Origin of the sequence: Pseudomonas edaphica (assembly GCF_005863185.1) — a bacterium.
Lineage (GTDB): Bacteria > Pseudomonadota > Gammaproteobacteria > Pseudomonadales > Pseudomonadaceae > Aquipseudomonas > Aquipseudomonas edaphica.
Genome location: NZ_VBVZ01000315.1, coordinates 1 through 7,151 on the forward strand (window position 1 = coordinate 1; position 7,151 = coordinate 7,151).

The 7,151-nt window shown below is 59.0% G+C and carries 8 protein-coding genes; 4 read left to right on the plus strand and 4 right to left on the minus strand.

Annotated elements, in window-relative coordinates; translation table 11 throughout:
• Positions 1 to 30: 30 nt before the first annotated feature.
• Positions 31 to 1,230 (plus strand): MFS transporter, encoded by a 1,200-nt coding sequence (locus tag FEM54_RS19785; RefSeq protein ID WP_138452596.1) that lies wholly within the window; start codon positions 31 to 33, stop codon positions 1,228 to 1,230.
• Here FEM54_RS19785 and FEM54_RS19790 read toward each other — a convergent pair.
• The 3 genes from FEM54_RS19790 to FEM54_RS19800 all read right to left on the minus strand — a co-directional run bounded on the left by FEM54_RS19790 (position 1,142) and on the right by FEM54_RS19800 (position 4,070).
• Entirely contained in the window at positions 1,142 to 2,584 is a 1,443-nt protein-coding gene (locus tag FEM54_RS19790; protein ID WP_017134859.1) for an NCS1 family nucleobase:cation symporter-1, read from the minus strand. The genes FEM54_RS19785 and FEM54_RS19790 overlap by 89 nt on opposite strands.
• A 198-nt stretch (positions 2,585 to 2,782) precedes the next feature.
• Complete coding sequence (locus FEM54_RS19795) at positions 2,783 to 3,181, minus strand: DUF2177 family protein (RefSeq protein WP_099548849.1); 399 nt, start codon at positions 3,179 to 3,181, stop codon at positions 2,783 to 2,785.
• 52 nt (positions 3,182 to 3,233) lie between these two features.
• Positions 3,234 to 4,070, minus strand: a complete 837-nt coding sequence (locus tag FEM54_RS19800; RefSeq protein WP_017134857.1) for a CvfB family protein — start codon at positions 4,068 to 4,070, stop codon at positions 3,234 to 3,236.
• A gap of 324 nt (positions 4,071 to 4,394) precedes the next feature.
• Here FEM54_RS19800 and FEM54_RS19805 point away from each other — a divergent pair, with 324 nt between their 5' ends.
• The 3 genes from FEM54_RS19805 (at position 4,395) to FEM54_RS19815 (ending at position 6,437) form a co-directional block, all read left to right on the plus strand.
• On the plus strand, positions 4,395 to 4,574 hold the full coding sequence (locus FEM54_RS19805) for a hypothetical protein (RefSeq protein ID WP_003193095.1): 180 nt from the start codon (positions 4,395 to 4,397) through the stop codon (positions 4,572 to 4,574).
• 207 nt (positions 4,575 to 4,781) lie between these two features.
• Complete coding sequence (locus tag FEM54_RS19810) at positions 4,782 to 5,504, plus strand: TorF family putative porin (RefSeq protein WP_138452598.1); 723 nt, start codon at positions 4,782 to 4,784, stop codon at positions 5,502 to 5,504.
• Positions 5,505 to 5,570: 66 nt separating this feature from the next.
• The gene (locus FEM54_RS19815) at positions 5,571 to 6,437 is read left to right on the plus strand and encodes a DUF6279 family lipoprotein (RefSeq protein WP_138452600.1); all 867 of its coding nucleotides are present in this window, start codon (positions 5,571 to 5,573) and stop codon (positions 6,435 to 6,437) included.
• Between the two features lie 48 nt (positions 6,438 to 6,485).
• Here FEM54_RS19815 and FEM54_RS19820 read toward each other — a convergent pair whose 3' ends face one another.
• Complete coding sequence (locus tag FEM54_RS19820; RefSeq protein WP_017134854.1) at positions 6,486 to 6,875, minus strand: hypothetical protein; 390 nt, start codon at positions 6,873 to 6,875, stop codon at positions 6,486 to 6,488.
• Positions 6,876 to 7,151 lie beyond the last annotated feature (276 nt).

Sequence of the window (7,151 nt, forward strand, 5' to 3'; positions counted from 1 at the left end):
GTCATTCGCTTCCCCGTAGGAAACCTGCACATGTCACCGCTGATTCGCTTAACCGCCAGCTTTATCGCCCTGATGATGGCCATGGGGATTGGCCGCTTCGCCCTCACCCCGCAGATGCCGCATTTGCTCAGCGAGGGGCAGATTGACCTGACGGGCGCGGGCCTGATTGCCGCCGCCAACTACCTGGGCTATTTCGTCGGCGCGGTGGACTCGATCTTCGCCCGCAGCCATCACCACATAAAAGCGCGTTTGTATGGCGGGCTGTGGCTGTGCGTGCTGCTGACCCTGGGGTCGTACTGGGCGCATGGCTTCTGGCCGCATTTGCTGCTGCGCTTTGGTACCGGCGTGGCGAGCGCCTGGGCGCTGGTAATGATCACCAGTTTGAGCCAGCCGCTGGCGATTGCCGCCGGGCGTCCGCGTTTGGGGGCATTGGTGTTTGCCGGGCCGGGCTTGGGGATTCTGCTGACCGGGTTGCTGGCACTGGGCTCCAATCTACTGGGCGAAGACTCTGCGACCTTGTGGCTGGTCTATGGCGTGGTGGCATTGGTGATGTTGCTGGCCATCCTGCCCTTTTTACCGAAACCGACCGTGACGGTGACCCATGCCACTAGCGCGGGCAGCAACGCCAGCATCGCGCACCTGTGCTGGATCTACTTCTTGTATGGCCTGGGCTACATCATCCCCGCAACCTTCTTGTCGCAGATGGCCAGCGCGCAGTTCCACGGCGCGTGGCAAGCCGACCTGTTCTGGCCGTGCTTTGGCCTGGCGGCGGCGCTGGGTGTGGTGGTGGCGAGCCTGCGTCGCAAGGACCCGAACACCACCCGCCGCTGGTTGATGACGACTTTGTGGCTGCAAGCGGCCGGGGTATTCGCCTGCCTGCTGGGCAATGGCTGGGGCCTGGCCCTGGGAGTGTTGCTGTGTGGTGCGCCGTTCCTGGCATGCATGCAACTGGTGATGGCGCGTTTGCGCGAGGTGGCGCCCCACGGCTACCAGCGCAGCACCGGGTTGCTCACCGCCAGCTTTGCCATTGGCCAATTGTGCGGCCCGTTGCTGGCCTCGGTGAGCAGCCACTTAAGCGGCGGCCTGCAACCGGCGCTGGTGATCGCCGGCTGTGGCTTGGTGGTGGCGGGCGCGGTGTTGGTCAACCGGCAACCAGCGACGTCGGCGCACGAACCTGCTCGCGCCGCGCCAGCACCAGGAAAAACAGCCCTCCCAGGAAGCACCCGGTAAACCAGGCAAAGTTGGCCATGCCCTGCAACGCGGGCGTGAAGGTGATAGCGACGCCCACCAGCGTCGCAGGCACCAAGGCTTTGACGGCGGTCCAGTTCACGCCGCCGTCGTAGTAATAACGGCCGTTGGGGCTGTCGTCGAACAGGGCATCCACGTCGATTTTCTGCTTTTTGATCAGGTAAAAATCCACAATCAAAATCCCGAACAGCGGGCCGATAAACGCAGCGAGAATGTCCAGGGTGTAGTGGATCATCAGCGGGTTGTTGAACAGGTTCCACGGCGTGATAAAGATTGAGGCCACAGCCGCGATCATGCCACCTGCGCGCCAACTGATCTTGCTCGGCGCGACGTTGGCGAAATCAAACGCGGGTGACACGAAGTTGGCGACAATGTTGATGCCGATGGTGGCGGTCACGAAGGCAAAGGCGCCGAGCAGCACGGCCATGCTGTTGTCGATGCGCGAAACCGTAGCGATTGGGTCATGCAACATTTCGCCAAACACCGGCAAAGTGCCCGAAACGATGACGACAGTCACCAGCGAGAACGCCAGAAAGTTAACCGGCAACCCCCAGAAATTGCCGCGTCGCACGTCGTGCATGCTGCGGCAGTAGCGGCTGAAATCACCGAAATTGAGCGTAGGCCCGGAGAAGTACGACACCACCAGCGCCGTCGCCACAATCACTTGGCCAAATGCCTGCCAGCCCGACAGGGATTTTTCCGCCAGGGTGAAACTGATGTTCGCCCAACCCGCCTTCCACACGATCCAGCCGGCCAGGGCAAACATTACCGCATAGACCACTGGCCCCGCCCAGTCGATAAAACGGCGGATGGACTCCATGCCGGCCCAGAATACGGCTGCCTGCAGCGTCCATAAGCTGAGGAAGCCAAACCAGCCCAGGTAAGACAGGCCCGCAAAGTGCGGCTCTGCATACACCGCCATCTGTGGGAAAAAGCGCAGCACTACGATAATCAAGGCACTCGACGCCAAGTACGTCTGGATGCCGTACCAGGCCACGGCGATCAAACCGCGAATCACCGCCGGAATATTCGCCCCAAACACGCCAAATGCCAGCCGGCAGATGACCGGGTATGGCACCGCCGCTTGCTGGCTCGGCTTGGCCACCAGGTTGGCAATCAACTGCACGATGCAAATGCCGGTGAGCAAGGCGATCAACACCTGCCAACTGGCCAACCCGAGGGCAAACAGGCTGGCGGCGAACACGTAGCCGCCGACGCTGTGCACGTCGCTCATCCAGAAGGCGAAAATGTTGTACCAGGTCCATTTCTGCGGCAGCGGCCCGAGGTCCTGGTTGTACAGGCGCGGGCTGTAGCCTTTGGGCAATTGTTCGGTCATCGCTTGGCTCCTCGAAATACCGGCCTGCGCTGCCGTAACGGTGTGCATACGGGAGGCGGCCTGGTTTGTATACGAGGTATTCAGCAGAATATGTGCCAATGGCACACAATCCCTCTGAAACGGTGTTCCAAAGAGATTTATGAAGGCTTGTTGGCGGGGGTTATGCTCAGCAACGGTGCACGTCAATCCTGTACACAATCAATGCCGCACCCGATGTGCACACAAATAGCCGACACTGCAACAGACGGCCGTCAGGAAGGTGCCCCAGGCCATGTCCATCAGGGCCAGCCCGGCTGACCAACCTTGCAATGTGGCCCAGTTGCTCAGGTCATACGTGCCGTAGGCCACCAGGCCGAGCAGAGCGCCAAGGCCTGCTGCACGTTGCCAGCTGCCGCTGGGCAAAACCACTAACACCACACAACCGAGGGCATACAGCAGATAAAACAGCACAGCAGGCAGCAAGCGAGGCTGATCAAGCATCAGCGAGCCGAGCAGGGATCTGTAGGTCTGGCCCATGAAAACGCCGAGCCAGAGGCCGTCGAGCACCAGAAACGCGAGTAAAGTGCCGAGGTAAGCGAAGCGTATTTTGCGGGTCATGGTTGCAGCCTCCATAGGCGCCGAGCGGCACCTACAGAAGAGCAAAACGCGATCAGCTTAGTTCAATGCGATCGGCGTGAATCACAATCTGGCCCTGCTTGTAGAGCGCACCAATGGCTTTCTTGAAGTTGCCTTTGCTGACACCGAACAAATTGCTGATCACCGCCGGGTCGCTCTTGTCGCTGACCGGCAGGGTGCCGTTGTTTTCACGCAACTTGGCGAGGATCTTCGAGTTCAGGCTCGAGGCCGCTTCCTGGCCAACCGGTTGCAGGCTCAGGCTGATGTTGCCATCGGCGCGAATCTCTTTAATGAAGCCTTTCTCTTCCTTGCCCGGGCGCAGGAACTTGAACACTTCGTTCTTGTGGATCAGGCCCCAGTGCTTGTTGTTGATGATCGCCTTGAAACCCATGTCGGTGGCTTCGGCCACCAGCAGGTCGACTTCCTGGCCCACCTGGTAGTTGGCAGGTGTCTTATCCAGGTAGCGGTCAAGTCGCGCGGTGGCGGTGATGCGTTTGGTGTGCTTGTCGAGGTAGACGTGCACCACGCAGTATTCACCTGCGGTCAGCTGGCGTTTTTCTTCCGAATACGGCAGCAACAGGTCTTTTGGCAAACCCCAGTCGAGGAATACGCCGATGCTGTTGACTTCGACGACTTTCAAACTGGCGAATTCGCCGACTTGAACTTTCGGCTTTTCAGTCGTCGCGATAAGTTTGTCATCGCTGTCCAGATAAATGAAAACGTTAAGCCAGTCTTCATCTTCACTGGGAATATCTTTGGGGATATACCGATTAGGCAAGAGGATTTCGCCATCTTGCGCACCATCCAGGTACAAACCAAAGTTAGTGTGTTTAACCACTTGCAAGCTGTTGTAGCGCCCGACTAAAGCCATTTCCAGATACCTTCGTTACGTGGGCGGCATTCTACCCGAGTTGCGCCCGCCACGCGCGTGCGCCTGAAAAATCGCGGGCTGGCGTGGCCTCGTAATGGCACCGCCCCGCTCGTCTGATCAATCGATCGAATTTTACCCGCGGGCAGCAGCCGAATAAACCCTGTGGTTTCGAGTTAAAACAGTAAGTTAGGGGCTTATTTCAAGGTCAAATTTTGGCCGATTACAGCGGCTTTGGTTATTCCCAGAGGATATTTGCCAAGCAATTGTCAAGTATTTCCTGTACGATGCCTGGCCAAGTTAATTTTCTACAGGTTAGTGGCCGCCATGCGCGTAAAAGCATCCAACAGCAAAGCAAAGCCAGCTCCCGCCGTTGAAACCAGCGAATCGATCAACAGCCAAATTGCTGCTTTCCTCAAGTCCGGCGGCGAAATCCAGCAAATTGCCAAGGGCGTGAGCGGCCAGACTTTCGGCCCGTCCAAGCAGATCAGCCTGGGCAAAAAGTAATACCCGCGCGTCGCATCTAGCTCCTAAGCGTCTTGCCTTCCAAGGCGCCAGGACTAGAGTCTGAAACACCCTCCTGCTACATCTCCTGATGCGCTAATCGACGAACGGGGCTCACCGCGAAGCATTCGCCGGTATGCTTGCACCCGTCTAGCACGGGCATCTGTCCGATTTTTTCATTACTGCTCCTCGCTTTTCATGGAGTGAAGCATGCTCAAGCCCTGCTTGTTTCTCATCGCAGCCCTTACAGCAAGCCCCCTCGCATACGCGCAGATTTTTCAGCGTGAACTGGGTGACTTCGACCTCAAATTAGGCACCACGCCCAGCCGCAGCATGGCCCAGGGTTTGGTCAAGCCCACCTCGCCGGGCAGCGATTCCTTCCACGGCGGCCTGGACCTGAGCCACGACAGCGGCCTGTATTTCGGCCAGTTTTCGCCCAATATGGGCCTGTCCTCGGCCAACAACCTTGAAGTCGACTCCTACATGGGCTTCAAGCGCCCCTTCGACCAGACCCTCGGCTACGAAGTCGGTATGATCCACTACAGCTACCCCAAGCTCAGCCCGCTCGACAGCCAGGAGTTCTACGGCGGCTTGAACCTGCTGGGCAATCGCTTCGGCGTGTCGTTCAGCAACGATCCGGATCGCCAGGACAGCACGCTGTTTGCCGACCTCGGCGGTACACAGCCCTTCGGCATCGGCGTCAGCATGAAGTACACCACTCACCAGCTCGGCACTCCAACTGCGGTGGAAGGCGGCACCATCAGCAACTTCAGCGACTGGTCAGTGCAGTTCTCCCGCGCATGGAAAGGCGTTGACCTGGACCTGATCTATAGCGGCTCCAGCCTCAGCGGTGGAGACTGCTCGGCCTACTCCGGACACAATTCGCAATGCGACGGCCTGTTGACCTTGAAGGCCGCGCGGTCGTTTTATTGATGGGCTGAACTGTCGCGCCTCGCACAGGTTCACATGCATGAACCCTCCCTGCGCAAGGACACGCCCATGCTGCGTCGGCTCAAATTACTGGTGGTATTACTGACGTTGAGCCTGGTGCTCGCCGGCTGCAATCGCGTGGGCCTGGCCTACCGCAACCTTGATGTGATCATCCCCTGGACCCTCAACGACTACCTGGACATGAACGCAGGGCAAAAGAGCTGGTTCAACGACACCCTCAAGGGCCATCTGGCCTGGCACTGCACCACCCAATTACCGGGTTACCTTGACTGGCTTGATCGCCTGCAACAGATGGTCGACAACAACCAGGTTACCGACGCGGCACTACAAGCGCGCACCGTGGAAGCCAAACAGGCCATCGCCGAGGTGGCCCGTGAGATCACCCCGTCAGCCATCCAGTTGCTGCAGGGCCTGGATGATCAACAAGTCAAAGACATGGGGGATGCGCTGGCCAAAGACCTGCGCAAGCGCCAGGACGAATACCTCAAACCGCCACTGGCCCAGCAGATCAAGGAGCGGGCCGAGCGCATGAGCAAACGCCTGGATGCGTGGATGGGGCCGTTGAGTCCCCGCCAGCAGAGCCGGGTGACGGCGTGGTCAATCGCGCTGGGTGAACAGAATCAGGAATGGATCGGTAATCGCGCCCATTGGCAGGCGCAATTTATCGTCGCCTTGCAGCAGCGTCACAGCGCTGACTTCCCACAGAAAATCCAACAGCTGCTGGTGGATCGCGAGAGCCTGTGGACCCCGCAATACCGCACCGCCTATGCGCAAACCGAAGCCGCTGCGCGCAGCCTGATCATCGACCTGATGGCCGAAAGCACGGCGCAGCAGCGCCAGATACTCACACAAAAAATCCGCAAGGTTCGCAGTGACTTCCAGGCCCTCAAATGCCTCAAGGCCGCGTCGATTTAAAATGTGGGAGCAATCCCGCTCCCACATTTTGGTCTGGGGTGCGCCCTTTTACGCAATCTGCGCCTTTGAAGCCACCTCAGCAAACGTCGCCGGGTCCAGCGCGTCTGCCTGCTCGTCCAGCACTTGGCGCGGGTGATCGTTGCCGGGGATTGAGCTGTCGATCAGGGCCAGCAGTTGCGCACCTAGCGCTGTGAGGATGAAGTTCTCACCATTGCCGCCCTCTTCTTCCGGGCGCGATTCAATGAAACCGCGTTTGAACAACAGCGCTTCGTAATCGGCGGCGGTCTTTTTCAACGCGTCCAGGTTACCGGTGGATTCGCCCGCCGTGGCCTTCTCGGCCGCTTCCTGCTCGGCGTATTTGCGCGGCGCAAAGCTGCCTTCGCCGTTCTGCACTTCATGCAGTAGACGTTCGATCAGATCCCAGTTGTAAGTCGTCATCCTGATTACTCCCGCGGGCAGATTAAAAAGTGGCCCGTCATAGGTAGTGACATGACCTGACACTGGCCGTTCATCCCAATAGACGAGCGTCATTTCTCTGAACTTTCCAGACGTTCGCGCCCTCAACTGAACACCACTGCCAAGGAGGTCCGACCATGAAAACCATGATGAACCTGGCCATCGCCGCCGCCCTGCTGAGCGCCCTGCCCGCCTGGGCCTGCACGCCGGAAGAGGCCACGGCCAAACGCGAACAACTGGCCAGGGAAGGGACCAAAC